This is a genomic window from Reyranella sp., assembly GCF_965228225.1.
Classification (GTDB): Bacteria; Pseudomonadota; Alphaproteobacteria; order Reyranellales; family Reyranellaceae; genus Reyranella.
On the sequence record NZ_OZ245801.1, the window covers coordinates 4,290,346 to 4,313,296 of the forward strand.

A 22,951-nucleotide genomic window follows, 5' to 3' on the forward strand; every position below is an offset into this window, starting at 1 on the left:
AGAGTAACGTGGCCAGCCCGCTCGAGCAGTTTGCTATCCAGGACCTAACCGCCCCGCTGTTCACCATCGGTGGCCATCACATTGCGGTCACCAACTCCGCCGTCTTCATGATGGGCGCGGTGGTCCTCTCGTCGGGCCTGCTGCTCGCGGGCGCGGGCAAGGGCGCGATGATCCCCGGCCGCATACAGGCGATGTCCGAACTCTTCTACGAGTTCATCGCCAACATGATCCGGGACAATGTCGGCAGCGGCGGCAAGAAATTCTTCCCGTTCATCTTCACGCTCTTCATCTTCACGCTGTTCGGCAACATCCTCGGGATGCTGCCCTACGGCTACACCTTCACGTCCCAGATCGCCGTCACCTTCTTCATGGCGATGGTGGTGTTCCTCGGTGTGACGCTGATCGGCCTGTTCAAGCACGGCCTGCACTTCTTCTCCCTGTTCTTCCCGCATGGCGCGCCGCTGTTCACCGCGCCGATCCTGATCCCGATCGAGCTGGTGTCCTATCTCAGCCGCCCGATCAGCCTGTCGGTCCGACTGTTCGCCAACATGACCGTCGGTCACGTGCTGCTGAAGGTCCTGGCGGGCTTCGTCGTGGCGCTCGGCTTCTTCGGCTTCGTCCCCCTCATCGTGCTGGTGGCGATCACCGCGCTCGAGCTGCTGGTGGCGCTGCTGCAGGCTTACATCTTCACGATCCTCTGCTGCATCTACCTGAACGACGCGCTGCATCTGCACTAGTCGCCGCGCCCGTATCCATCGATCCATCACGTCAAAGCCAAGAGAAAACAGGAGATAGAAATGGACGCTTCAGCCGCCAAGTTCATCGGTGCAGGCCTCGCCGCCATCGGCATGATCGGCGCCGGCATCGGCGTGGGCAACGTCTGGGCGAGCTACATCACGGCTCTGTCGCGCAACCCGGCCTCGAAGGCCGAAATCGGCGCCAACATCTGGATCGGCTTCGCCGTCACCGAGGCCATCGCGCTGTTCGCGCTGATCGTCGCGCTGATCGCCCTCTTCGCCTGAGTTCGATCGTGCCCGTTCAGGCACTCCGGACTTCGGTCGCCGCGGCAGCCCTGATCGGGCTGCCGTTTGCCGCGCAGGCGGCCGGCATGCCGCAGTTCGACCTCACGAGGTTCCCCACCCAGATCTTCTGGTTGGTGGTCTGTTTTGCCGTTCTCTATTTCCTCATGGCCAAGGCCGTCCTGCCGAAGATCGGCGCGACGATCGAAAGCCGCGAGCATAAGATCCAGGCAGATCTCGACGCCGCCCAGAAGGCCAACGATGCGGCCCGTGCCGCGGGTGTGGAGCAGGAAAAAGCGCTCGCCGAAGCGCGCGGCCAGGCTTCCGGCCTGATCCGCGAGGCCTCGGAGGCCGCTGCGGCCCAGACGTCGGCCAAGCTGCACGAAATCAGCGACCGGCTGGGTGCCGAGATCGTCGCCGCCGAGAAGCGGATCGGCGAGCAGCGCACGCAGACCCTCGCGGGCCTGGGCAGCATGTCGACGGAAATCGCCACGGCGGTACTGGGCAAGCTGGTGGGATCTGCCGATCCCGCGCAGGTCGCCCGTGTCGTCGACGAAGCAGCAAAGGCAGGCAAGCCATGATCGGTACCGCATGGGCAGCCGATGCACACGGCGGCGGCGGAGGCTTGTTCTCCGATCCGACGTTCTGGGTTGCCGTTTCCTTCGTCATCTTCCTGGCGATTGCCGGCAAGCAGATCGTCAAGGGGCTGACCAAGCTCCTCGACGACCGCACCGCCCTCATCGCGCGCACGCTCGGCGAAGCCGAGAAGCTCCGCAACGAGGCGCAGAAGTCGCGTGACGACGCTCAGAAGAACCTCGCCGACTCGGCCAGGCTCGCCCAGGAGATCGTGGCGCAGGCCAAGCAGGAGGCCGTGCGCCTCACGCAGCACGCCGCCGAGGAGCGCGAAGCGCTGATCGCCCGCCGCGAGCAGCAGGCCAAGGACCGCATCGCCCAGGCGGAGGCCCAGGCCTCTCGGGAAGTGCGCAACATGGCCGTCGACGTGGCGCTCGCCGCCACGCGCACCCTGCTCAAGGAGCAGGTCGGCAGCGGCCGCACCCAGGCGATGATCGACGACTCCATCGCCGAACTGCCGCGCCGTCTGCACTGAACTTCAGAAAATAGGGATCGCCCGCAAAAAACAAGAGCGGGCAACCTGGTGCCCCCGCCGCAAGGCGGGGGCTTTTTCTTTGCCGACTCGCTCGCCCTCACCCGCCTCGCGGGGGAGGACGAACTCCAGTCGTTACTTCCATTTGGCGAAGTAGAAGCGCGGCAGTTCATCGGGGAAAGTCTTGAACTCCAGGCCCTTCGAGAAGGCGTAGGTGTTCACGTAGGTGTTGATCGGCAGCCAGTAGGCCTTCTCGGTGGCGATCTTCACCGCCGCCGAATAGGCCTTCTTGCGGGCCTCGGTGTTCGAGGTCGAGCCGCCTTCGGCGATCAGCTTCTCGAGCTCGGGATCCTTCGAGTAGTTGTCGAGCGCGCCGGCGCCGAACATGACGGGCATGATCGCGGAGACGTCGTTGATCGAGTAGCTGCCCCAGCTGCCCATGTAGAGCGGCGCTTCGCCCTTCTGGGCCTTCTGGATGGCCGGCGCGACCTGGAGCTGGGTGATCTTCACGCGGATGCCGACGGCGGTCAGGTAATTCTGGATCGCCGCGCCCCATGACGTCGGCTGGACGTAACTCACCATCTCGACGTCGAAGCCGTTGGGGAAGCCGGCCTCGGCCAGCAGCGCCTTGGCCTTGGCCGGATCGTAGTCGTATTTCACCGCCGCGTCGGCATCGCAGCCGAACTGGCTCGGGAAGCACGGGGCCGGCGGCACGCGGCTGCCGCCGCCCACCAGCTTCTCGGCGAACTGCTTGCGGTCGACGGCATGCCAGATGGCCTGACGCACCTTGAGCTTGGTCAGCGGATTGTCGGCGCCGGTGCGGCCGGCCGCGTCGATCGAGAGGTAGCCCACGCGCATCGATTCCTGACGCACGGCCTGCAGGAACGGCATCTTGTTGATGTCGTTGGTCTGGTCGGGATTGATGTTCCAGATCCAGTCCGCGCGCTGGGCCAGCAGCTCGGTCACCGCGGTGGCGAGGTCCGGCACGAAGCGGACATGCAGCTTCTTGATCGCCGGGACCCCCTTGGGCGAGCCCTTCCAGTAATCGTCGAAGCGCTCGAAGAACACTTCCTTGCCCTGGTCGTTCTTGACGATCTTGTAGGGGCCGGCGCCAACCGGCTTGGCCGAGAAGCCCTCGGGCCCGACCTTCTCGCGATAGGCCTTGGGATGGATCGGCGTGACCATGGCGAGATATTCGAGCGCCGCCGGGGTCGGCCGCTTCATCTTGATGCGAACGGTCCAGTCGCCGGTCTTCTCGGCCTTGTCGATCCAGGCGTAGTTCGACGGCGTCGCCACCTTGGAGGCAGGATCGGCCGCCATGTTGATCGTGTAGACCACATCGTCGGGCGTGAGAGCGCTGCCGTCGTGGAACTTGACGCCCTGCCGGATCGTGAGATCGAGCGTGTTGTCGTCGGTGAACTTCCAGTCGGTGGCGAGCGACGGCTTGATCTCGAAGGTCGCGGGATCGCGGTGCACCAGCATGTCCCAGGCCTGGTGCGCGAGGATCAGGCCGGTGCGCTGGCTGTTGAAATACATGTCGACGTTGGGCACGGCGTCGTTGAACAGGATGCGCAACGTATCGGCGCTCTTCTGGGCGAAGGCTTGCGGAACCGCAGCGGCGGCGCCGAGGACGGCGGCGGTGGACGAAAGCAGGGCGGTACGACGGGTGATCTTCAAGAAAGCCTCCGGTTTGTTCGGGCGAGCCTAGGCTGCTGGCCCGCGATGAGGCAAGCTTCACGCCAAATGAGGAGATGGACATGACCGACAAACTCACCGGCAGGGCGCGCAGCAAGGCCCTCGCCTCGATCAAGGGATGGAAGAAGGTGCGCGGCCGCGACGCCATCCAGAAGAGCTTCAAGTTTTCCGATTTCAACGAAGCCTGGGGCTTCATGACGCGCGTGGCCATGGCTGCCGAGAAGGCCGACCACCATCCCGAATGGTCCAACGTCTACAACAAGGTCGAGATCGTTCTCAGCACGCACGATGCCGGCGGCCTGTCGGAGAAGGACGTGGCGCTCGCCAAGATCATTGATTCGCTCGCCTGAGGACTGCGGGAGTCTTCAACCGCACTTCAATTCGAGTTTATCTGCCGCCGTCGCGCACATTCGACCAGCCGCCTGAATGCGGGCTTTCGGGCCGTGATCGGCGTGATCGCCGGATCGTAACCGCTCTGTAACCACTGGAAATCCGGCCGAACGATCCCAGATTGGTGCCCTGAGTTGCGTTCATCCTGGAAAGTTCAGCCCGATGTCTACCAAGTCCTTCCTGCTTGCCGCGGCGCTTGCCGCGCTGGCGCTTTCGCCCTCGTTCGTCTCGCCGCTTTCGGCGGCCACCCTGCCAGGCGTGGCTGACATGGACGGCGACACGGATCTCCAGAACTGCACCGCCGAAGCACCGGATGACACGCCCCTGGGCAGCGGCCGGGTGGTTGCGGTCGATCCTGCCGCGGGCCGGATCACGCTGGAGTATCGTCCCCTGCCGCTTCTCCCCGAGGGCGGCGTCCGGGTCTTTGCCGTCGAGGACCCTGCCCTCCTGAAGGGTTTGAGCGCGGGCGATCGCGTCCGCTTCGACGTGGAACGCGATGGCCGTCGTTATGTGCTGAGGCACCTCGAAAACAGCAACTAGGAGGCCATGCGCCTCCGCGCGTGGCGAAGCAGTTCGCCATCGCGCGGGTGATCCATCGCCTCAACGCCGACCAGCTTTTTCCCGAGTTGCTCGGCATGGCCGGCGCGGACGTATTTCTCGAAGGTCGTCAGCGGGCCGACCGGGCCCGCGATCATCCAGCCTTGCACTTCGGCGAGCTCGGCGAGGATCGCCTCGAAATAGGCCCGATCGTCGCGGACGTGCCCGGACGCCTTCACGTCGCGCTTCTCGACCTCGCCGGCTCCAAATCTGTAAATGTGGGCCTCATCTGCATTCAGCCAGACGGCGGCATGCGGCGAGCTCACATGCCCCTCCCACGCTCCTCGTCGCCCTGATTGTGCTCACCGCCCGGCTGGGCGATTTCGCGCAGGGCGTTACCGACCCGGCGCCCGTCCTTTTCGTGCGACGCGACGTCCGCCAGCGACAGAATTCCGACGAGGCGCTTGTCGCGATCGACCACCGGCAGGCGGCGCACCTGCAGTTCGCCCATATTCCTGGCGACATGCGCGGTGTCTTCGTCGGCGAAGCAGTATTTCACGTCCTGCGTCATGACCTCGCGCACCTCCGCAGCAGGTCCCTTGCCGTTGCCGATACCGCGCACGGCGATGTCGCGGTCCGTGATCATGCCGACCAGCCGGTCATCATCGCCCACCGGCAGCAGCCCGGCGTCGATCGCCAACATCATCCGCGCGACCTCTTCGATCGTGTGATCGGGTCTCGCAACGCAAACATCGCGCGTCATCGCCTCGCTTACTCGCATGGCTTCGCTCCTGTCGTTTGGGTTCAGCAACAGAATGCCGACGCGGAGACTGTGGTTGCGCCGACCGATAGCCGAGCGCGAGATCGGGGAGAATCTAGGTCCACACCGTCGGAACTGTCTTTCTCGACCGGCGTTGGGCGCCATGGAAAACCCACTGGAAAACCCGCTTTCCTGGCTCGATCAGGCCGTCACTTGGGCGCCGAACTGGGTCATCTCCGTCGCCTTCCTGTTGCTGGCGGCAGGCGTGGCGGTCACCTTGCACGGGCTCGCCTTGCGCCTGCTGCGCTGGTTGATTCCCGCATCATACGAATTTCTCCATTCGCTGGTGTCGGCCACGCAGGCGCTGCTTCGTGCGGCGCTCGTCATCTTCGCCGTCGCCCTCACCTTGCCGCTGGTACCCCTCGGAACCGAAGGCAAGGCGGCGATCGGGCATTGGCTGATCGTCGCCTTCATTCTCCTTCTGGGATGGAGCTGCACGGCGGCCATCACGCTGGCCTCGGATTTCTACCTTCGTCGCACCGACATCGACTTCAGCGGCGATCCGCTCGGACGCAAGCACCTGACCCAGGTGCGCGTGCTGCGGCGTGTCGCGGCGACGCTGGTCATCGTCATCACCGTGGCTGCCGCGCTCATGACGTTCGAGTCGGTAAAGCAATACGGCGTCAGCCTGATTGCCTCCGCCGGTGCGGCGGGCCTCGTGGTCGGCCTCGCGGCGCGCCCGCTGCTCACGAACCTGTTCGCCGGTATCCAGATCGCGCTCACCCAGCCGATCCGCATCGGCGACGCCGTCATCGTCGAGGGCGAATGGGGGTGGGTCGAGGAAATCACCGGAACGTATGTGGTCATCAAGATCTGGGACTGGCGCCGGCTGGTCGTGCCGCTCTCCTACTTCCTGGAGAAACCCTTCCAGAACTGGACACGGCAGACGACGGACCTGATCGGATCGGTGATGCTGTGGGTCGACTACACGGTGCCCGTCACCCGCATCCGTGCGAAGCTCGAGGAACTGGCGAAAGCCTCGAAGCTGTGGGACGGCCAGGTGGTCAATCTGCAGGTCGTCGACAGCAACGAGCGGGCTTTGCAGTTGCGCTGCCTCGTGAGCGCGCGGACCTCGCCCGAGGCCTGGGATCTCCGCTGCGAGATGCGGGAGAAGCTGATCGTGTTCCTTCAGGAAGAGTATCCCGGCGCGTTGCCGAAGCAGCGGGCCGAGCTGGTCGAGTTCAACCGGATGACGGCGCAGGCCGCGGAGTGACGTTTTCGGGCCGCGAAAGGTCCCGCCGTTTTGAGTGGCCCGGCCCGGCGTCCGGGCGGATGCTTCCTCCAATAAAAGTGGAGGAAATGCATCATGGCACAGCGGCGGAAAATCCTGCTTGGCGGACTCGCGGCAACGACGGCCCTGGCAACCGGCTTCGGCACCCGCGCGCAGTCCTTTCCCAGCAAGCCCCTTCGCTTCATCGTGCCTTTCGCGGCGGGCGGCAACGCCGACGTCACCGCTCGCCTGGCGGGCGAAGGAATGTCGCGCAAGCTCGGACAGCCGGTGATGATCGACAACCGTCCCGGCGCCGGCGGGGTGGTTGGCCAGGACCTCGTGCTGCAGGCGCCCGCCGATGGCTACACGATGGTGATTGCCGCCTTTGGAACGCTCTATGTTTCACCGCTGATGGCCGGCAAGCCGTCGATGGTTCCGTCCTTTGCGCCGGTCAGCATGCTGAGCACGGTCCCCATGATCGTCGTGGTGCCCGCCAACAGCCGCTTCAAGGACTGGCCGTCGCTGCTGGCGGCCGCCAAGGCAAAGCCCGGCACCATCAGTATGGGCCATGCCGGGAACGGCACGCCGAACCACACCGACATCCTGCGCATTCAAGAGAACGAAAAGGTGAGCTTCGCGATCGTGCCCTATCGCGGCTCAGGAGTCGGGCTGAACGACGCGCTGGCAGGACAGATCGACAGCTACTGCGATCAGTTGAGCAGCTCGCTGCCGCACATCAAGTCCGGCAAGCTGCGCGCGCTGGTCGTCGTCGGCGAGAAGCGCGCTCCGGAATTGCCGGACGTCCCGACCTTGGCCGAAACCGGTTGCATACCCTTCGACGGCGGCACGACCTTGGGCCTGTTCGTGAAACACGACACGCCCCCGGCGATCATCGCCACGCTCAACGCCGCCGCGGTCGCCGCACTCGACGATGCGACGATCAAGCAGAAGTTCGCCGAACTGGGCGCGACGGTCCGCCCGTCGACACCGGAGGCCTTCACCGCTTTCCTCAAGACCGAGGACGCCGGGATCGGCGAGCTCGCGAAGAAGGGACTCTTGAAGCCGGAGTAACCCTACTTCGGCTTGGCCGCGCCCTGCCCCTTGGGATCGCCCGCCTTGCCCTTGGCTTCGGCGGCCTTGAGCGAAGCGCCTTCTTCACCATCGAGCGCCGTCGCGGCCTCGCGTGCCGCGCCCTCGACCTTGTCCTTCTTCAGGAATTCGGCGGTGCGCTTGTTGTAGTCGGCGGTGGCGGTGTAGCTGCCTTCGCCTTCGATCTTGTCCTTGGCCTTGTCCATGGCGTGCTCCATCGTTTCCAGACGGGGAAACGCGGCAGGCCGCCCTTGGTTACGTGAAAAGCCCGATCTCCCGGTAATAACGCGCAGCACCGGGGTGCAATTTCTCGCGACCCGGCACCACGGCGACCGTATTGGCGGCCGTCGTTTCGGCGAGCTGTGGCGGCGGATTGCCGGCCTGCTGCAGGGCGTGCAGCGCCTTCACCGTGCGATAGGCCACCGTGTCGTCGAGACCGGGCCGCGCCAGCACGAAACTCCAGGATCCGACGGACGCGATGGCGGCGGACTGACCCGGAAAGCTCCCGGCCGGCTGGGTGATGGGCTTCAGGAAAGGGTGTTTGGCAAGGATTCGCTGGATTTCGTCGCCATCGGGCGCGATGAAGCGGGCGCCCTGCTGGCTGTTGGCCATGGTCATGAAGCCCGGCCAGCCATTGCCGCCGCCCCACAGGGCGGCCGCGCGGCCGTCGAGCACCATCGCCGGGCCATCGCCGGCGCGCTCGAGATAGATCGGCTGGAAGTCTTTGGCCGCGTCGAGGCCGAGCCCATCCATGGCGTAGCGGCCGAGGATCACCAGGCCCGAACCGCCGGCGCCCCAGGCGATCGGCTTGCCCTTCAGGTCGGCGATGGTGCGATAGGGTGAGTCGGCACGCACGACGAACATGCCGGCGGTCGGATACATGGCGGTGAGCACGCGCAGATCGGCCGGTGCGCGTCCCACGCCCTGCAGCGCCGCATGCACCACCTCGCCCTGGACCAGCGCGATGTCGAGCGTGCCGGCCTCGAGCATCGGCACATTCTCGGTGCTGCCCCGGGTGTTGATCGCCTCGATCTCCAGCGCCGGGTCGAAGCGGCGGACACCCTCGACGAAGGCCGCACCGTAGACCGGGAAGCCGCCGCCCGGCGTGGCCGTGCCGAGACGGACTTTCACGGGCTGCGCCCCTGCCGGTCCGGCCGCGAGCAGCAGACCGAACGCGCCGCCCAGCATCGCGCGCCGGCGCGGATGCAAGGGCGCGGAGTCTTCATCCGCGTGCGGCCCTGCCATGCAGCCCCCTCTACGGCTTCTTGGTCTCGAAGAACGGCTCGACCGTGCCCTTGAGCTTGATGGTCAGCGGATTGCCCTTGCGATCCACCGTCTTGCCCACGGCGACGCGGATCCAGCCCTCGCTGACGCAATACTCCTCGACGTTGGTCTTCTCCTGGCCATCGAACCGGATGCCGATGCCGCGCTGGAGAAGCGCCTCGTCATAGTGCGGGCTCTTCGGGTTGGTGGAGAGACGGTCGGGGAGTGTATCGGACATGGGGTTCCTATAGCATCAATGCGTAGACGATGCCGGCCATCGAACTGGCCAGCAGGACCGGGATCATCCCGAAGCGGAAGCGGAATACCGCAACGGCACAGGCGGCCGCCAGCACAACGGCGGCGATGTTGGCGGAGGCGAGAACCGGCACGTCGACCGTGGCGCCGAGCAGCTGCACCGGCCGCAGCTCGCCGAACAGGACCTGCAGCCCGAACCAGACGGCGAGGTTGAGGATCACGCCCACGACCGCCGCCGTGATGGCCGCCAGCGCGCCCGACAGGGCCTTGTTCGAGCGCAGCTTCTCGACATAGGGCGCGCCGACGAAGATCCAGAGGAAGCAGGGCGTGAAGGTGACCCAGGTGGTGAGCAGACCGCCCAGCGTCCCGGCGAGCAGCGGATTGAGGCCCTCGTGGTCGCGCCACGCGCCGAGGAACCCCACGAACTGCGTCACCATGATCAGCGGGCCCGGCGTCGATTCCGCAAGGCCGAGCCCGTCGAGCATCTCGCCCGGGGTCACCCAGCCATATTTGTCGACCGCCTGTTGCGCCACGTAGGCCAGCACCGCATAGGCGCCGCCAAAGGTCACCACGGCCATCTTGCTGAAGAAGACCGAGATCTGCGTGAACACGTCGTCGGGTCCGCGGAGGAGCCAGAGCAGCGCCACGGGCGCCAACCATAGAACGAGGAAGAGCGCGCCGATCGACAGCGACCAGAGGAGGTTGGGCCTCGCATGCGCGGGCGTGGCCTCGCCCAGCAGCGACTCGGCATCTCCCAGTCCGGGCCGCCCGCCCGCACCATGGCCTCCAGCCTGGAATTCCGTCCGGCCGAGCCTGGTGGCGGTGAAGCCGATCAGGCCGGCCGCAACCACGATCACCGGAAACGGCACGCCATAGAAGAAGATGGCGACGAACGACGCGGCTGCGAGCAGGCGCATGGCGTTGTTGCGCAGCGCGCGCCCGCCGACCCGCAGCACCGCCTCGACCACGATCACCAGCACGGCGGCCTTGAGGCCGAAGAACAGGCCCTGCACCAGGCTGACCTTGCCCAGCAGCACGTAGACCCAGGACAGTGCCATGATGGCCAGCAACCCCGGCAGCACGAACAGCGTGCCGGCGATCAGGCCGCCCGCCGTGCGGTGCATCAACCAGCCGATATAGGTCGCGAGTTGCTGCGCCTCGGGGCCGGGAAGAAGGGTGCAGTAGTTCAGCGCCTGCAGGAAACGCTGCTCGCCGATCCACTTCTTCTCCTCGACGATGATGCGATGCATCACGGCGATCTGGCCCGCCGGCCCGCCGAACGACAGGGCGGCGACCCGCAGCCAGACCTTCACGGCTTCGGACAGCGGAACACCGTGGGACGGCACCGAACTCATGACTTCCTCCCGGCCGGCGGCCAGTCGTGCCCCTCGTCGAAGGCGTCGCGGCACCAGCGATAGAAGGCGTCGTAGAGCGCGAGGCCGGCCTCGAGCTGTGCCAGGTCGTCGGCATACATGCGTGACAGGCCGAGCGAGGCGGCGAGCAGCCCGGCCGATTCCGGCGCAATTTCCGGCCGGCCGGTGTCGGCGCCGCGCACGATCGTGGCCAGTCGCTTCAGCGGCTCTGTCGCGAGGCCGAACTCCTCGACCATGAGATCGAAGGTGCAGCGCTCGCCGCGATGGCTCCAGTGCACGTCCGCGTGATCGACATCGAATGGCGTGGCCCCGAAACGGTCGGCGACCTCGAGCACGTCCGAGGGTGCGACGAAGAGGAAAACCGCGTGCGGATCCACGAAGCGGCGGATCAGCCACGGACAGGCGATGCGGTCGACCTTGGGGCGGCTGCGGGTCACCCAGACGGTGCGGCCGCTGGCGTCGCGCCGCGGCAGGCGTTCGACCGGCACGGTCGGCAACCGCGCCGCCTGCCAGGCGAGAATTCCGCCTTCGAGCACGTCGGCCGGCACGCCCTCGTGGCGCAACCACGCTGCCACACCCTGGCTGAGTTTCAGGCCCTTCTTGCAGACCACCACGGCGGGCCGGCGGGCGGCGACGAAGGCGGGTCCCCACGCAGGCACCTCGGCCCACGGGCGACGCACCGCACCCGGCACGAGGTGCGGGTTGGCGTCGAAGTCCTCCTCGGTGCAGACGTCGATCAATATTGGTGAATCGGGACGGCCGATGAGGCGGGCGAGTTTGTCGGGAGAAATCGCGTTGGGCGAAGGCATGTGAAGCGTCCTCTTGAAGTGGAGCAGGACGCGATGCTTCGGCTGTCGCCTCGTGGGGAGATCGCGATCCCCATCGCAGCTTCTTTTAAAGAGAGTGCAAATACTGTCAAGCTTGGCCAATTGCCGGGCTCGCGGGCCGCGGTTAGTTTGCCCGAGGGAAAAGTGGGAATGTCAGTGCAGAAATTGCCGGGGGTTTCATGACTTGGGGTCGTCTCGTTCTTTTGGCACTCGCCGTGGTGGGAACGGTCGTGGCGTGCGACCGGTCTCCGCGGACGGTGCCGCAGACGGCGCAGATCAAGCGCGCCTATTGGGGCCTGCCGCAGGACGCTCCGGGGGCCGACGTGACCAGCCTGGTGACCTGCCCGGGCGGCTATCCCTGTGACGTGTTCGCCAACGGCCCCGCCTATAACGACAACCGCTTCGACGTCGCCAAGAGGCTGACGGTGATCTGGACCTGCCAACCGCAGAACTTCGTCCTGTCCGAAGTCGCGACGCCGAGTTTCAAGGTCCGGATGGCGTGCGTCGGCGGCACGCCGCTGGTGCCCCGGCGCATCGACATCGTCGAAGCCTCCTGGGGCGGTCCCAGCTCAGCGATCGACGTGACCCAGCAGGTGCGCGACATCTGCGGCAGCGGTCCGACCCGCTGCCAGGTGCCGGCCATGGCCTATATCTTCGGCATGCCCGATCGCCTCACCAAGACGCTGCGCATCCGCTACACCTGCAACGGCCAGACGACGCCCGCCCGGCAGGCGACGGAGAACAGCATCGCCGACCTGCGCTGCGAGCAGCCGGGCGACCTCGACTGAAAGCTCAGCGTTGCCCGGCCGGAGCGCCGGGCGGCGGCAGGCTTCGGCGGCATTCGCCGTGCAGCAGCCCGCCATAGTTGGCCCCGAGCGGCGTCATCGAGAAGGCGCCGTCGTTGCGGTTGTAGGTCATCGAGAAGTTGGGAAAGGTCGCACGCAGCGCCTGGAACGTGATGACCACACTCGTTCCCTCGGCCATCGAGGTCCCGTCCCAGACGCCGACCGTATTGCGCCGGTCGTCGAACACGACGCTGAAATTGCGCACCTGGCCGCCCTGGTCGGTGACCTTGCAGGCGAGCCAGCGCGGCTCGGCGCTGGCCGGAGCGGCCACAACGGCCAGTCCGACCACCGCCGTCAGGAACATCGCAAGCCGCATTGTCACGCCCTCCGGGCCGGTTACTTGGGCGCCATGCGGATCGCGCCGTCGAGACGGATCGTCTCGCCGTTCAGCATGGGGTTCTCGACGATGCTCATGGCGAGCTGGGCATATTCCTTCGGGTCGCCGAGCCGCGAGGGGAACGGCACCTGGGCGCCCAGGCTCTTCTGCGCTTCCGCCGGCAGGCTCATCATCATCGGCGTGAGGAACAGGCCCGGGGCGATGGTGCAGACGCGCACGCCGAGGCTCGCGAGGTCGCGCGCGATCGGCAGGGTCATGCCGACCACGCCGCCCTTCGACGCCGAATAGGCCGCCTGGCCGATCTGGCCGTCGAAGGCCGCGACCGATGCGGTGTTGACGATGACGCCGCGCTCGCCGCCGTCCAGCGGCTCGGCCTGGCTCATGGCGTAGGCCGCGATGCGGATCACGTTGAAGGTACCGATCAGGTTGACCTGGATCACCTGACTGAACATCGCGAGATCATGCGGGCCGGACTTGGAGATGGTGCGGCCGGACCGGCCGATGCCGGCGCAGTTCACGACGACGCGCGGGGCGCCCAGCTTCTCGACGACCGTCTTCACGGAGGCCTCGACGCTGGCGGCGTCGGCGACGTTGGTCTTGACGAAGAGGCCGCCGATCTCCTTGGCCTTCTGCTCGCCCAGCTCGTCCTGCAGGTCGAAGATGGCGACCCTGGCGCCCGCGGCCGCCAGTGCCGACGCCGTGGCGCCGCCCAAACCCGACGCGCCGCCCGTGACGATGGCGGCCTGACCCTTGACGTTCATCCGTGTCCTCCGTGGTTGGGCGCTTTTAGCATTTCCATCCCCCTTGCCAAGCGGGCCCGCCGACCCAACCTTTCCCCGCATGAGCGATGCATCCGACCTGGTCCGGAACGAGACGACCGTCCGCCGGAATTTCTGGCAAAAGGCCCGCCGCAACCTCGGTCGCGTGCCCTTCACCGAGGATGCCGTCGCGGCCTTCTACTGCGCCAGCGACAGCGCCACGCCGCTGCCGATCCGCGCGACCCTGTTCGGGGCGCTGGCCTATTTCGTGCTGCCGTTCGACGCCATTCCCGACCTGCTGCTGGGCTTGGGATTCACCGACGATGCGGCGATCCTCGTAGCGGCCTTCACCGCCGCCCGCATGCACATCACGGAAGATCACCGCGCACGGGCCCGGGCCTGGCTGCTCAAGGAGCAGGGCCGGACGGGGGCCCGCCCGGAGGCTTCTCCGGCGGGGTGACCGCAGCAGCGCGCCGCCGCTCCCGCGCCACCGCGTGCTCGCGATGGGCGATATAGAGCGCCGAGGCGATGACGATGGCCGCGCCGACATAGGTCCAGACGACCGGCATCTCGTTCCACATCAGCCAGCCCATGAACACCGCGAAGGGCAGGCGCATGTATTCGAACGGCGCGATGGCCGACATCTCGCCGGACTTGAAGGCCTGCACCCAGAAATATTGACCGACCGTGGCGGAAGAGGCGATGCCGATCGCCAGCACCCAACCGAACAGGTCGGGCCAGCGCCACACCCAGATCGCCGGCCCCGCCAGAAACAGGGTCGAGAAGATCGCGAACTGCGTCAGGATCATCAGCGGCGATTCTGAATCCGAGAGGCGCTTCACCAGCAGGATCGAGATGGCGACGCAGGCTGCATTGGCCAGCGCCACCAGCGCGCCGAGCTGCAGGCTGCCCTCGCCCGGCCGCACCATCACCAGCACGCCGATGAAGCCCACGACCGTTGCGGTCCAGCGCCGCCAGCGCACCTTCTCCTTGGCGATGAGCGCTGCCACCACGACGGAGAAGAGCGGCTGGGAGAAGGCGATGGCGGTCGCGTCGGCCAGCGGCAGCATCGAAATCGCGTAGAAGCCCAGCACCATGGAGGTGGTGCCCATGAAGGTGCGCCAGAAATGCCCCTTGATGCGCTGGCTGAGCCAGGGCTTGACCTTGCCCGCCATCATCAGCGGCAGCAGCATGATGACCGACAGGATCGCGCGGAAGAACGCGGTCTGGACGCTCTCGATCTGCTCCGAAAGCAGGCGGATCATCACACCCGTCGAGGTGAAGATGAACCCGCCGCTCACCAGCCACAGCGCCCCCTGCACGTTGGGCGGCAGGCGCCGCAGCCAGTCCCGCATCAGATCTTCCGCTCGTGACCGACCCAGTACGGTTCGCGCAACGTCTTCTTCAGCACCTTGCCCACCGGGCTGCGCGGCAGCGTGTCGACGAAGTCGACCGACTTGGGCGCCTTGACGCCGCCCAGCTTCTCCTTGGCGAGCTGCATCAGCTCGTCGGCCTTGACCGTCATGCCGGGCTTGAGCTCGACGACGGCCTTCACCGCCTCGCCCCACTTCTCGTCGGGAATGCCGATCACCGCGCAGTCCTGCACGGCGGGATGGCTCCACAGGACCTGCTCGACCTCGCCGGGAAAGACGTTGAAGCCGCCGGAGATGATCATGTCCTTCTTGCGATCGACGATGTAGACGAACCCGTCCTCGTCGATCACGCCGATGTCGCCGGTATGATGCCAGCCGAAGGCCGACGCCTCGGCCGTCGCCTCGACGTTGTTGTAGTAGCCCTTCATCACGAGGTTGCCGCGCACGACGATCTCGCCGCGCTGGCCCCGCGGCAGAAGCTTGCCGTGATCGTCCATCACCTCGAGCCGCACCAGCGGCGAGACCTTGCCGCAGCTCGCGAGCCGGTGCCGGTTGTTGCTCTCCAGCGCCGCCACGTGATCTTCCGGCGAGAAGAAGGTGCAGATCATGCAGGCCTCGGCCTGGCCGTAGGTCTGCGTCAGCACCGGGCCGAACACCTTCACGGCCTCGACCAGCTTGTCGACCGACATCGGCGCCGAGGCATAGACGAGGTGCTGCAGCGAACTGTAGTCGTACTTGCCCACGTCGGGGTGCGCGAGAAGCATGTAGATCAGGGTCGGCGGCATGTAGACATGCGTGACCTTGTGCTTCTCGATTGCGGCCAGAATGCCGCCGGGATCGGCCGTGCCCATGAAGATGTTGGTGCCGCCGAAGGCCAGCAGCGGAAACGAACAGACTCCCGCCGCATGCGTCATCGGCGCCACCATCAGGTGGACCGGCGGCGACTTCACCGGCATGCAGGCCCAGAAGATCGAGTTCATGGTCTCGATGTTGCCGTTGGTGATCTGCACGCCCTTCGGCCGGCCGGTGGTGCCGCCCGAACTGGCGAGGAAGGCCACGTCGTCCGGAGCGTCGGGCAGGTCCGGCGCCTCCTCCTTCTGCGCCGCCAGCCATGTCTCGAAGGACGGCGTGTCGATGCAGATGAACCCGGTGATGCGCGGGCAGGCCTCGCGGATGCGCGCGAGGTAGCCCTCGAAGCTCGAATGGTAGAACAACACCTCCACGTCGGTGTTGTTCAGGATGTAGAGGTTCTCCTCCAGCGCGTTGCGCGCATTGACCGGCGCCCAGGTGACTCCGGCGCGCACGATGCCCAGCAGGCAGGCATAGGCCGCCGCATGGTTGGGACTGTAGACGGCGGCCTTCGAGCCGCGCCCCAGCCCCATGGCCAGCAGCCCGTTGGCGACGCGATGGGTCTGGGCGCGGACCTCGCGGTAGGTCCAGCCCTGCGTGCCGTCATGCAGGCAATGCCGCTCCGGATAGAGATCGGCTCCGCGGTCGAAATAGTCGATCAGTCGCATAGCGTCCCCCGCCCTTTCATTTTCCCGTTTCAGGCAGCGTCGTGTCGCCCCCTCCCAGCGGCCGTTCCATGAGGACGCTGTCGAGCCAGCGGCCGAACTTGAAGCCGACGCTCTTCAGGGTGCCGACCATCGCGAAGCCGCAGGAGGCGTGGAGGTTGATCGAGGCCACATGCCTGGAATCGCCGATCACCGCGATCATCTGGCGCCGGCCGTCGCGGGCGCACAGGTCGATCAGCGGCAGGAGCAGCGCCTTGCCGACGCCTTGGCCTACCGCATCTTTGTCGATGTAGATCGAGTTCTCGACCGTGAAGCGATAGGCCGGGCGGGTCCGGTAGAGGCCGGCATAGGCATAGCCCAGCACGCGCCCTTCCTTTTCGGCCACCAGATAGGGCAGCCCGAGATCGAGCACCGCGGCGCGGCGCTTCGCCATCTCGGCGAGGTCCGGCGGATCGACCTCGAAGGAGGCCGTCCCGTGCAGCACATGATGTCCGTAGATTTCCGCGCAACGCGCCACGTCGGCCTCGCTCGAGGCCCTCACCGTCAGTCCACTCACGTCTTCAGATCCCCACGTCGGTTCCGGTGGGGATTATAGACCTAGTTGGGATTGACGCCGCGTCGAATGGCGCCGGCGTCCGGACCATCGAACTTGAAGAGGCTGGCGGCCAGCGGCAGGCCGGTCTGCAGCCCGTTCAGCGAAACATCGACCCGCTGGCCGCGGTTGTCGATGATGGTCCAGCCGCGCAGCACCATCGGGTTCTCGTTGACGCGGACGATGACCTTGCCTTCGTTCGGCTTGCGGGTCTGGCTCATGGTAAGCTGCAGCATGCCGTCGGCGCGCTCGACCTTCTCGACCGTGAGGTCGCCGCCCTGCAGCACCAGCGGCTCGCGCACCAGGAAGGAGGCGGCGGTCCAGCCGATCGGCCACTGGCCGAAGTCGCGGTTGGCGATGTCCCACATCGTCACCTGGCTGCCGTCAGCCACGATCTTGAGCTGCGACGGCGGATCGTACTCGAAGCGCATGCGGCCGGGCCGGCTCACCGAAAGCGTGCCCTGAACCACGGTGCCGTTGGGGTTCGACTGGACGAAGCGGGCCTGCATGGTGCGGATGCCGTTGAAATAGCGCTCGACCTCCGCAACCTGGGGATTGAAGGCCGGCGCCTGGGCCTGTGCGGGCGCCTGGGCCTGGGCCTCGAGGGCGCCCATCGACAGAAGGGCAACGGAGGAAAGAGCGGCGAGCAGGAAGCGCATGCGGCGGATATGACGGTCGAATAAGGCGGAATCAAGCATCGGCAGGCGCTTCCCAATCGTGTGAACAGCCGTTTACCATACGGCCACCAGCAGGAGGTAACGCCATGCATGTCGGAATGGCTGCGGTCTTCCAGAACACCGGCCGGGCGCTCAGCGACCGCCAGATCTACCTGAACGAGTTGGCGCTGGCCGACATGGCCGAGCCGCTGGGCTTCGAGTCCATATGGTCGGTCGAGCATCACTTCACCGACTACACGATGTGCCCCGACGTCGTGCAGTTCCTCTCCTACATGGCCGGCCGGACAAAGCACGTGCGGCTGGGGTCCATGGTGGTCGTATTGCCCTGGCACGATCCGGTGCGGGTCGCCGAGCAGATCTCGATGCTCGACCATCTCTCCGGCGGCCGCATGATCCTGGGTCTCGGACGCGGCGCCGGGAAGGTCGAGTTCGACGGTTTCCGCCTCGACATGGGCGACAGCCGCGAGCTGTTCGTCGAGTACGGCGAGGCGCTCCTGAAGGGGCTCGAGACCGGCGTGATGGAATACCAGGGCAAGCACTACAAGCAGCCCGCGGTCGAGATTCGTCCCGCCCCGTTCAAGAGCTTCCGCGGCCGCACCTATGCCGCCGCCGTCTCGCCCGAGAGCGCGCGCATCATGGCGCGGCTGGGCGTCGGGCTGCTGATCATCCCGCAGAAGCCGTGGCGCGAGGTCGAGAAGGAACTCACCGAGTACAATTCGCTCTATCGCGAGATCAACGGCACGGACGCGCCGCAGCCGATCTCGGCCGGCTGGACCTTCGTCGACGAGAGCGCCGAGCGGGCGCGCGAGATGGCCGTCAGGTACATCGGCGGCTACTACCGCACGGTGCTGGATCACTACCAGTTCGCCGGCGCCCACATGAAGAACCAGCGCGGCTACGAGTACTATGCCAAGATGAACGAGAAGCTCGCGGTCTACGGCGACCAGAAGGCCATCGAGTTCTTCGCCGACCTCCAGGTCTACGGCACCCCGGAGCAGGTCTACGGCAAGATCCTGGCCATCCATGAACAGACGAAGAACTGCGCCTATGTCGGCGTCTTCTCCTATGCCGGCATGGCGCACGAGGAAGCGGCGCGGAACATGAACCTGTTCGCCCGCACGGTGCTGCCGGAACTGCGGAAATTCGATGCCGGGGCGGCGGTGGACCGCGCCGGCCCCCTGCCCGACCTGCGCTTTGCCGCCGCGGCGGCGTAAAAGGCGCGCGGGCCGCGCCTGCTAATGCCGCCTGCCGGCTGGTCCACCTTCACATTTGTAATGTACACATAATGGCGGCCGCTTAGTTTCGGCCTGCAATTTGCGGAACCGCCAGTGCCGCCGTCCGGCCGGCACGAAAGCCATGCTGCGGTGCCGCACCACGAGGGAGAAAGCGCGATCAGTATCCAGTCCGTCCCCCGCCCCCGCCCGCCCTTCGAACGGATTGCCCTGTTGCTGCAGGGCGGTGGAGCGCTCGGCTCCTACCAGGCCGGCGTCTACCAGGCGCTGTCCGAGGCCAACCTGCATCCCGACTGGGTCGCCGGAATCTCGATCGGCGCCATCAATTCCGCACTGATCGCCGGCAATCCGCCGGAGACCCGCGTGGAGAAGCTGCGCACCTTCTGGGAGACCATCACCCGGTCGCCGCTGGGACTGCCGACGATCAAGGGCTTCGAGTTCAGCAGCGACATGGAACACCAGTTCGTGAACCAGCTGCGCTCGTTCGGGACGATGATGTTCGGCGCGCCGGATTTCTTCAAGCCGCGGTTCCCGCCGCCGATCTTCACGCCCGCCGGCAATCCGGGCAACCTCGCCTACTACGACGTCGCGCCGCTCAAGGCCCTGCTCGAAAGGCTGGTCGATTTCGACCGCATCAACGCCAAGGAAATGCGCTTCAGCGTCGGCGCCACCAACGTCAAGACCGGCAATTTCATCTACTTCGACAACGACACCCATACGATCGGCCCGCAGCACGTCATCGCCAGCGGCTCGCTGCCGCCGGGCTTCCCCGCGGCCGAAGTGGACGGCGAGTTCTATTGGGACGGCGGCGTCGTCTCGAACACGCCGCTGCAGTGGGTGCTCGACGCCCGTCCGCGCGCCGACACGCTCGCCTTCCAGATCGACCTGTGGAGCGCGCGCGGCGACTTGCCGCGCGACATGGTCGAGGTCGACACGCGCATGAAGGACATCCGCTACTCCAGCCGTACGCGTGCCGGCACCGATCAGTTCCGGCAGATACAGGCGTTGCGCCGCGCCATGGCGAAGATCCTGGCCGACATGCCACCGGAGCTGCGACAGACGCCCGAGGCCGAACTCGTGGGGCAGGAGGCCGACAGCAAGGTCTATAACATCATCCACACGATCTATCACGCGCGGAAGTACGAGGGCTCGTCGAAGGATTACGAGTTCTCCCGCCGTACGATGGAGGAGCACTGGGAGTCGGGTTACTCCGACATGACCCGCTCGCTCGAGCACCCCGAGGTCTTGCAGCGTCCGGAGAGTCCGGACGGCGTATTCACGTTCGATCTGGCCCTGCAGGGCCGCAAGGAGCCGCAGAAATGAAAATCGACGACGTCCGCAAGAACGCCTTCGCGATGCCGCTCAACAATCCGAGCTATCCGAAGCCGCCGTACAAATTCTACAACCGCGAATTCGTCGTCATCACCTACCGCACCGATCCCGAGGTGCTGCGCGCCCTTGTGCCGGAGCCGCTGGAGGTCGTGGGCGACACGGTGAACTACGAGTTCATCCGCATGCCCGATTCGACGGGCTTCGGCGACTATACCGAGACCGGCCAGGTCATCCCGGTGCGCTTCAAGGACAAGGATGGCCAGGTGCAGGAAGGCGGCTATGTGCACGCCATGTATCTCGACGACAATTCGCCGATCGCCGGCGGCCGCGAGATCTGGGGTTTCCCCAAGAAGCTCGCCACGCCCAAGATCAGCCACGAGAACGAGACGCTGGTCTGCACCCTGCACTACGGCTCGGTGCTCTGCGTCAGCGCCACCATGGGCTACAAGCACCGCGAGATCGACCACGCGCCGCTGATCAAGGCGCTGGCCAAGCCGGCCTTCATGATCAAGATCGTGCCGCACGTCGACTGCACGCCCCGCATCTGCGAACTCGTGCGCTACTACTGCGAGGACGTCACCCTGAAGGGCGCCTGGACGGGCCCGGCCGCGCTCCAGCTTTTCGATCACGCCATGTGCGACGTCTCGCGCCTCCCGGTGCGGGAGGTCGTCTCGGCCAGCCACTATGTCACCGACCTGACGCTGGGCCTCGGTGAAGTGGTCTTCGACTATCTCGCAAAGTAACCGACAAGAGAGAAGGATCAGCCAATGTCGCGTTTCACGGGAAGAATTGCCATCGTCACCGGCGCCGCTTCGGGCATCGGTAAGGAAATCGCCCTCCGCCTGGCCGCCGAGGGCGGCACGCCGGTGATCGCCGACCTCAACCTCGACGCCGCGACCGCGACGGCCGACGAGATCAAGGCCAAGGGCGGCGATGCCTTCGCCGTCGCCATGAACGTCACCGACGAGGCGCAGGTCGAGAAGGGTGTCGCCGACACCATCGCCAAGTACGGCAAGATCGACATTCTGGTCAGCAATGCCGGTATCCAGATCGTGAAGCCGCTGGTCGACTTCCCCTTCTCCGACTGGAAGAAGCTGCTGTCGATCCATCTCGACGGCGCCTTCCTCACCACCAAGGCCTGCCTCAAGCACATGTACAAGGCCAAGTACGGCCGCGTGATCTACATGGGCTCGGTGCATTCCAAGGAAGCCTCCAAGCTCAAGGCGCCCTACGTCACCGCCAAGCACGGGCTGATCGGCCTCAGCAAGGTGCTGGCCAAGGAAGGCGCGGAATACAACGTCGCGTCCAACGTCGTCTGCCCGGGCTTCGTGCGCACGCCGCTGGTCGAGAAGCAGATTCCCGAGCAGGCGGCGGAGCTGAAGATCACCGAGGAAGAGGTGATCAAGAACGTCATGCTGAAGGACACGATCGACGGCCAGTTCACCACGACCGACGACGTGGCCGACGCGGTCCTCTTCTATGCCGCAGCCAAGAGCACGGTGCACAGCGGCCAGTCGGCCGTGGTCAGCCACGGCTGGTTCATGCAGTAGGGCTGTTTATGCAGTAATCCTGCCACACTGTTGCCCTGCGGCCACGGTCGCAGGGCGAGTGGCTGCCGGTTCCCCGCAAGCGGCAACTTAATCTCGGCAACCTTCGTTGGTCCGGCGTGCGTCCGTCAGCCCCGGACGCGTCACCCAACGAGGGATTGTTTGAAAATGAAAAAGGCACTTCTCGCTGCTGCAGCACTGATGGCTGTACCCATGGCCGCCAACGCGCAGTCGATGTGGAGCCCCGGCCCGTCCAACCCCGGTATCTACATCGGTGGTGAAGGCGGCCTGAACTGGCTGCTCAACAACAACAATTACAATATGGACCTCGGTTTCGCGGCCGGCGGCTTCGTCGGCTACGACTTCGTGGGCCCCAGGATCGAGCTGGAAGGCGTGTTCCGCTCCAACAACGGCAAGGGCACCGCCAACTTCGGCAACGTCTTCAGCAACACCAGCGGCCGCATCGAGCAGCTCGCCGTCATGGCCAACCTGCTCTACGACTTCATCCCGGGCGCGACCATCACCCCGTATATCGGCGCCGGCGCCGGTATCGCCTTCGCGGACTCGTCGATCAACGGCTGCTCGATGTGCAGCACCCAGTTCGCCTACCAGGGCATCATCGGCCTGGGCTGGAACGTCGATCAGAACTTCCGCGTGAACCTCGATGGCCGCTACTACGGCACGACGAACCCGGGCGCGTACCAGAACAACAACATCACGACGATGTTGAGCGTCGCCTACAAGTTCGGCCAGCCGGCCGCGGCGCCGATGCCGGCTCCCTCCGCGCCGGCCGTGGCGCCGCCGTCCTTCATGGTGTTCTTCGACTGGGATCGCGCCAACCTGAGCGACCAGGCGCTGACCACCATCCGCCAGGCCGCGTCGGCCTACAAGACGAAGGGCAACGCCCGCATCACGGCGACGGGCCACACCGATACGTCGGGCACCGAAGCCTACAACATGGCGCTGTCGCTGCGTCGCGCCAACGCCGTCAAGGACGCGCTGGTCCGCGAGGGCGTGCCGGCGACCAACATCGCCGTCCTCGGCCGTGGCGAGCAGGGTCTGCTGGTGCAGACCGGCCCGAACGTCCGCGAGCCGCAGAACCGCCGCGTCGAGATCGTGATCCAGTAATCGGATCCCGAATCGGAAGGCACGAACGGCCGG

Annotated in this window: 29 protein-coding genes; 15 read left to right on the forward strand and 14 right to left on the reverse strand. The window is 66.0% G+C overall.

All coding sequences use genetic code 11. The annotated features are described in order from the left end of the window. Nucleotides 1-8 precede the first annotated feature (8 nt). From ACO07K_RS20855 to ACO07K_RS20870, 4 genes are read left to right on the forward strand one after another with little or no spacing between them, the layout of a single operon-like run. On the forward strand, nucleotides 9-737 hold the full coding sequence (locus tag ACO07K_RS20855; RefSeq protein WP_422010462.1) for a F0F1 ATP synthase subunit A: 729 nt from the start codon (nucleotides 9-11) through the stop codon (nucleotides 735-737). Between the two features lie 60 nt (nucleotides 738-797). Next, nucleotides 798-1,022 (forward strand): F0F1 ATP synthase subunit C, encoded by a 225-nt coding sequence (locus tag ACO07K_RS20860; RefSeq protein ID WP_020698011.1) that lies wholly within the window; start codon nucleotides 798-800, stop codon nucleotides 1,020-1,022. 8 nt (nucleotides 1,023-1,030) lie between these two features. Continuing rightward, the gene (locus tag ACO07K_RS20865; protein WP_298317118.1) at nucleotides 1,031-1,600 is read left to right on the forward strand and encodes a hypothetical protein; all 570 of its coding nucleotides are present in this window, start codon (nucleotides 1,031-1,033) and stop codon (nucleotides 1,598-1,600) included. Next, the gene (locus tag ACO07K_RS20870) at nucleotides 1,597-2,127 is read left to right on the forward strand and encodes an ATP F0F1 synthase subunit B (protein WP_422031203.1); all 531 of its coding nucleotides are present in this window, start codon (nucleotides 1,597-1,599) and stop codon (nucleotides 2,125-2,127) included. The genes ACO07K_RS20865 and ACO07K_RS20870 overlap by 4 nt, the downstream gene beginning before the upstream one ends. A 132-nt stretch (nucleotides 2,128-2,259) precedes the next feature. Here ACO07K_RS20870 and ACO07K_RS20875 read toward each other — a convergent pair whose 3' ends face one another. Then, nucleotides 2,260-3,801 (reverse strand): ABC transporter substrate-binding protein, encoded by a 1,542-nt coding sequence (locus ACO07K_RS20875; protein ID WP_422031205.1) that lies wholly within the window; start codon nucleotides 3,799-3,801, stop codon nucleotides 2,260-2,262. A gap of 74 nt (nucleotides 3,802-3,875) precedes the next feature. Between ACO07K_RS20875 and ACO07K_RS20880 the strand changes: the two genes are divergently transcribed. Next, nucleotides 3,876-4,169: a 4a-hydroxytetrahydrobiopterin dehydratase gene (locus tag ACO07K_RS20880; protein WP_422031207.1), complete on the forward strand. Its 294-nt coding sequence runs from the start codon at nucleotides 3,876-3,878 to the stop codon at nucleotides 4,167-4,169. A gap of 202 nt (nucleotides 4,170-4,371) precedes the next feature. Next, nucleotides 4,372-4,749, forward strand: a complete 378-nt coding sequence (locus ACO07K_RS20885) for a copper-binding protein (protein WP_422031209.1) — start codon at nucleotides 4,372-4,374, stop codon at nucleotides 4,747-4,749. On the opposite strand, the gene ACO07K_RS20890 is transcribed toward ACO07K_RS20885, so the two are convergent. Both ACO07K_RS20890 and ACO07K_RS20895 read right to left on the reverse strand, forming a co-directional pair. Beyond that, nucleotides 4,746-5,072: a hypothetical protein gene (locus tag ACO07K_RS20890; protein WP_422031211.1), complete on the reverse strand. Its 327-nt coding sequence runs from the start codon at nucleotides 5,070-5,072 to the stop codon at nucleotides 4,746-4,748. The genes ACO07K_RS20885 and ACO07K_RS20890 overlap by 4 nt on opposite strands. Further along, a complete protein-coding gene (locus tag ACO07K_RS20895) occupies nucleotides 5,069-5,527 on the reverse strand; it encodes a CBS domain-containing protein (RefSeq protein WP_422036687.1) in 459 nt (152 codons plus the stop codon). The genes ACO07K_RS20890 and ACO07K_RS20895 overlap by 4 nt, the downstream gene beginning before the upstream one ends. A gap of 142 nt (nucleotides 5,528-5,669) precedes the next feature. Between ACO07K_RS20895 and ACO07K_RS20900 the strand changes: the two genes are divergently transcribed. After that, nucleotides 5,670-6,779, forward strand: coding sequence for a mechanosensitive ion channel family protein (locus tag ACO07K_RS20900; RefSeq protein ID WP_422031213.1), 1,110 nt, complete (start codon nucleotides 5,670-5,672; stop codon nucleotides 6,777-6,779). A 93-nt stretch (nucleotides 6,780-6,872) separates the two neighbouring features. Further along, nucleotides 6,873-7,847, forward strand: coding sequence for a Bug family tripartite tricarboxylate transporter substrate binding protein (locus ACO07K_RS20905; RefSeq protein WP_422031215.1), 975 nt, complete (start codon nucleotides 6,873-6,875; stop codon nucleotides 7,845-7,847). 2 nt (nucleotides 7,848-7,849) lie between these two features. Here the strand turns inward: ACO07K_RS20905 and ACO07K_RS20910 are convergent, their stop codons facing one another. From ACO07K_RS20910 to ACO07K_RS20930, 5 genes are read right to left on the reverse strand one after another with little or no spacing between them, the layout of a single operon-like run. Continuing rightward, nucleotides 7,850-8,071: a hypothetical protein gene (locus ACO07K_RS20910; protein ID WP_298316869.1), complete on the reverse strand. Its 222-nt coding sequence runs from the start codon at nucleotides 8,069-8,071 to the stop codon at nucleotides 7,850-7,852. A 49-nt stretch (nucleotides 8,072-8,120) separates the two neighbouring features. Then, on the reverse strand, nucleotides 8,121-9,110 hold the full coding sequence (locus tag ACO07K_RS20915; protein ID WP_422031219.1) for a TAXI family TRAP transporter solute-binding subunit: 990 nt from the start codon (nucleotides 9,108-9,110) through the stop codon (nucleotides 8,121-8,123). A gap of 10 nt (nucleotides 9,111-9,120) precedes the next feature. Continuing rightward, on the reverse strand, nucleotides 9,121-9,366 hold the full coding sequence (locus tag ACO07K_RS20920) for a DUF3297 family protein (protein WP_422031221.1): 246 nt from the start codon (nucleotides 9,364-9,366) through the stop codon (nucleotides 9,121-9,123). 7 nt (nucleotides 9,367-9,373) lie between these two features. Further along, entirely contained in the window at nucleotides 9,374-10,738 is a 1,365-nt protein-coding gene (gene chrA / locus ACO07K_RS20925) for a chromate efflux transporter (RefSeq protein WP_422031223.1), read from the reverse strand. Continuing rightward, nucleotides 10,735-11,565, reverse strand: a complete 831-nt coding sequence (locus ACO07K_RS20930) for a chromate resistance protein ChrB domain-containing protein (protein ID WP_422031225.1) — start codon at nucleotides 11,563-11,565, stop codon at nucleotides 10,735-10,737. Before ACO07K_RS20930 ends, chrA begins: the two co-directional genes overlap by 4 nt. Nucleotides 11,566-11,762: 197 nt before the next feature. On the opposite strand from ACO07K_RS20930, the gene ACO07K_RS20935 reads away from it, so the two are divergent. Continuing rightward, entirely contained in the window at nucleotides 11,763-12,371 is a 609-nt protein-coding gene (locus ACO07K_RS20935; RefSeq protein WP_422031227.1) for a hypothetical protein, read from the forward strand. Between the two features lie 4 nt (nucleotides 12,372-12,375). Here ACO07K_RS20935 and ACO07K_RS20940 read toward each other — a convergent pair whose 3' ends face one another. Both ACO07K_RS20940 and ACO07K_RS20945 read right to left on the reverse strand, forming a co-directional pair. Next, nucleotides 12,376-12,750, reverse strand: a complete 375-nt coding sequence (locus tag ACO07K_RS20940; RefSeq protein WP_422031229.1) for a hypothetical protein — start codon at nucleotides 12,748-12,750, stop codon at nucleotides 12,376-12,378. 14 nt (nucleotides 12,751-12,764) lie between these two features. After that, the gene (locus ACO07K_RS20945; protein ID WP_422031231.1) at nucleotides 12,765-13,526 is read right to left on the reverse strand and encodes an SDR family NAD(P)-dependent oxidoreductase; all 762 of its coding nucleotides are present in this window, start codon (nucleotides 13,524-13,526) and stop codon (nucleotides 12,765-12,767) included. A gap of 79 nt (nucleotides 13,527-13,605) precedes the next feature. Here ACO07K_RS20945 and ACO07K_RS20950 point away from each other — a divergent pair, with 79 nt between their 5' ends. After that, complete coding sequence (locus tag ACO07K_RS20950) at nucleotides 13,606-13,983, forward strand: YkvA family protein (RefSeq protein WP_422031233.1); 378 nt, start codon at nucleotides 13,606-13,608, stop codon at nucleotides 13,981-13,983. On the opposite strand, the gene ACO07K_RS20955 is transcribed toward ACO07K_RS20950, so the two are convergent. Genes ACO07K_RS20955 through ACO07K_RS20970 form a run of 4 tightly spaced genes read right to left on the reverse strand, consistent with a single transcriptional unit; the run spans nucleotide 13,931 to nucleotide 17,700 of the window. Further along, nucleotides 13,931-14,878, reverse strand: coding sequence for a DMT family transporter (locus ACO07K_RS20955; protein WP_422031235.1), 948 nt, complete (start codon nucleotides 14,876-14,878; stop codon nucleotides 13,931-13,933). The genes ACO07K_RS20950 and ACO07K_RS20955 overlap by 53 nt on opposite strands. Next, nucleotides 14,878-16,413, reverse strand: a complete 1,536-nt coding sequence (locus ACO07K_RS20960; RefSeq protein WP_422031237.1) for a class I adenylate-forming enzyme family protein — start codon at nucleotides 16,411-16,413, stop codon at nucleotides 14,878-14,880. The genes ACO07K_RS20955 and ACO07K_RS20960 overlap by 1 nt, the downstream gene beginning before the upstream one ends. 16 nt (nucleotides 16,414-16,429) lie before the next feature. Next, a complete protein-coding gene (locus tag ACO07K_RS20965) occupies nucleotides 16,430-16,966 on the reverse strand; it encodes a GNAT family N-acetyltransferase (RefSeq protein ID WP_422031239.1) in 537 nt (178 codons plus the stop codon). Nucleotides 16,967-17,007: 41 nt separating this feature from the next. Next, nucleotides 17,008-17,700: a LolA family protein gene (locus tag ACO07K_RS20970; protein ID WP_422031241.1), complete on the reverse strand. Its 693-nt coding sequence runs from the start codon at nucleotides 17,698-17,700 to the stop codon at nucleotides 17,008-17,010. Between the two features lie 65 nt (nucleotides 17,701-17,765). On the opposite strand from ACO07K_RS20970, the gene ACO07K_RS20975 reads away from it, so the two are divergent. The 5 genes from ACO07K_RS20975 to ACO07K_RS20995 all read left to right on the forward strand — a co-directional run bounded on the left by ACO07K_RS20975 (nucleotide 17,766) and on the right by ACO07K_RS20995 (nucleotide 22,918). Next, nucleotides 17,766-18,893 (forward strand): LLM class flavin-dependent oxidoreductase, encoded by a 1,128-nt coding sequence (locus ACO07K_RS20975; protein WP_422031243.1) that lies wholly within the window; start codon nucleotides 17,766-17,768, stop codon nucleotides 18,891-18,893. A gap of 231 nt (nucleotides 18,894-19,124) precedes the next feature. Next, nucleotides 19,125-20,234 carry a patatin-like phospholipase family protein gene (locus ACO07K_RS20980; protein WP_422031245.1) on the forward strand — a complete coding sequence of 370 codons (1,110 nt, stop codon included), beginning with the start codon at nucleotides 19,125-19,127 and terminating at the stop codon, nucleotides 20,232-20,234. Then, nucleotides 20,231-20,986 (forward strand): acetoacetate decarboxylase, encoded by a 756-nt coding sequence (locus tag ACO07K_RS20985; RefSeq protein WP_422031247.1) that lies wholly within the window; start codon nucleotides 20,231-20,233, stop codon nucleotides 20,984-20,986. Before ACO07K_RS20980 ends, ACO07K_RS20985 begins: the two co-directional genes overlap by 4 nt. A 24-nt stretch (nucleotides 20,987-21,010) precedes the next feature. Next, entirely contained in the window at nucleotides 21,011-21,793 is a 783-nt protein-coding gene (locus tag ACO07K_RS20990) for a 3-hydroxybutyrate dehydrogenase (RefSeq protein WP_422031249.1), read from the forward strand. A 165-nt stretch (nucleotides 21,794-21,958) separates the two neighbouring features. Continuing rightward, the gene (locus ACO07K_RS20995) at nucleotides 21,959-22,918 is read left to right on the forward strand and encodes an OmpA family protein (RefSeq protein ID WP_422031251.1); all 960 of its coding nucleotides are present in this window, start codon (nucleotides 21,959-21,961) and stop codon (nucleotides 22,916-22,918) included. The last annotated feature ends 33 nt before the right edge of the window (nucleotides 22,919-22,951 follow it).

Bases quoted from the DNA above. Each gene is read 5' to 3' on its own strand.
- ACO07K_RS20860 (WP_020698011.1), top strand. From the start codon at position 798: ATGGACGCTTCAGCCGCCAAGTTCATCGGTGCAGGCCTCGCCGCCATC.
- ACO07K_RS20870 (WP_422031203.1), top strand. From the start codon at position 1,597: ATGATCGGTACCGCATGGGCAGCCGATGCACACGGCGGCGGCGGAGGC.
- ACO07K_RS20880 (WP_422031207.1), top strand. From the start codon at position 3,876: ATGGACATGACCGACAAACTCACCGGCAGGGCGCGCAGCAAGGCCCTC.
- ACO07K_RS20885 (WP_422031209.1), top strand. From the start codon at position 4,372: ATGTCTACCAAGTCCTTCCTGCTTGCCGCGGCGCTTGCCGCGCTGGCG.
- ACO07K_RS20895 (WP_422036687.1), bottom strand. From the start codon at position 5,527: ATGCGAGTAAGCGAGGCGATGACGCGCGATGTTTGCGTTGCGAGACCC.
- ACO07K_RS20900 (WP_422031213.1), top strand. From the start codon at position 5,670: ATGGAAAACCCACTGGAAAACCCGCTTTCCTGGCTCGATCAGGCCGTC.
- ACO07K_RS20905 (WP_422031215.1), top strand. From the start codon at position 6,873: ATGGCACAGCGGCGGAAAATCCTGCTTGGCGGACTCGCGGCAACGACG.
- ACO07K_RS20910 (WP_298316869.1), bottom strand. From the start codon at position 8,071: ATGGACAAGGCCAAGGACAAGATCGAAGGCGAAGGCAGCTACACCGCC.
- ACO07K_RS20915 (WP_422031219.1), bottom strand. From the start codon at position 9,110: ATGGCAGGGCCGCACGCGGATGAAGACTCCGCGCCCTTGCATCCGCGC.
- ACO07K_RS20920 (WP_422031221.1), bottom strand. From the start codon at position 9,366: ATGTCCGATACACTCCCCGACCGTCTCTCCACCAACCCGAAGAGCCCG.
- chrA (WP_422031223.1), bottom strand. From the start codon at position 10,738: ATGAGTTCGGTGCCGTCCCACGGTGTTCCGCTGTCCGAAGCCGTGAAG.
- ACO07K_RS20930 (WP_422031225.1), bottom strand. From the start codon at position 11,565: ATGCCTTCGCCCAACGCGATTTCTCCCGACAAACTCGCCCGCCTCATC.
- ACO07K_RS20935 (WP_422031227.1), top strand. From the start codon at position 11,763: ATGACTTGGGGTCGTCTCGTTCTTTTGGCACTCGCCGTGGTGGGAACG.
- ACO07K_RS20945 (WP_422031231.1), bottom strand. From the start codon at position 13,526: ATGAACGTCAAGGGTCAGGCCGCCATCGTCACGGGCGGCGCGTCGGGT.
- ACO07K_RS20950 (WP_422031233.1), top strand. From the start codon at position 13,606: ATGAGCGATGCATCCGACCTGGTCCGGAACGAGACGACCGTCCGCCGG.
- ACO07K_RS20955 (WP_422031235.1), bottom strand. From the start codon at position 14,878: ATGCGGGACTGGCTGCGGCGCCTGCCGCCCAACGTGCAGGGGGCGCTG.
- ACO07K_RS20960 (WP_422031237.1), bottom strand. From the start codon at position 16,413: ATGCGACTGATCGACTATTTCGACCGCGGAGCCGATCTCTATCCGGAG.
- ACO07K_RS20970 (WP_422031241.1), bottom strand. From the start codon at position 17,700: ATGCTTGATTCCGCCTTATTCGACCGTCATATCCGCCGCATGCGCTTC.
- ACO07K_RS20975 (WP_422031243.1), top strand. From the start codon at position 17,766: ATGCATGTCGGAATGGCTGCGGTCTTCCAGAACACCGGCCGGGCGCTC.
- ACO07K_RS20985 (WP_422031247.1), top strand. From the start codon at position 20,231: ATGAAAATCGACGACGTCCGCAAGAACGCCTTCGCGATGCCGCTCAAC.
- ACO07K_RS20990 (WP_422031249.1), top strand. From the start codon at position 21,011: ATGTCGCGTTTCACGGGAAGAATTGCCATCGTCACCGGCGCCGCTTCG.
- ACO07K_RS20995 (WP_422031251.1), top strand. From the start codon at position 21,959: ATGAAAAAGGCACTTCTCGCTGCTGCAGCACTGATGGCTGTACCCATG.